Source organism: Sphingomonas sp. STIS6.2 (assembly GCF_000732685.2).
Taxonomy (GTDB): domain Bacteria; phylum Pseudomonadota; class Alphaproteobacteria; order Sphingomonadales; family Sphingomonadaceae; genus Sphingomonas; species Sphingomonas aerolata.
The window spans coordinates 1-304 of sequence record NZ_JPDP02000106.1; positions in this window are offsets into that span (position 1 = coordinate 1).

Sequence of the window (304 nt, forward strand, 5' to 3'; positions counted from 1 at the left end):
GTTGATCTAAGGGGAGGGTATGGAAGGATGATCGCGGCTATCGGGAGTCCTGAGGGAGAAAATGTGCAGAACCAGTGCAGCAGGTCGGTCATGATGCCGGTCTTTTCTGCCGGCGAAGTTAATCCGAACGACAATGAGGCGGGTGATCACACCGGGCAATGATGGAACCTAAACAAAAGTCCGGTTTCGGCAAGCAGCCAAGGCGCGCTGAACGTCCAGAATTGGGTCAGATCTGTTGCGCAATGTGCTGGTGGTACATGTTGTTCGAAACGCTAAGCTCGCGGCAGGGTCATGCGAAATATGG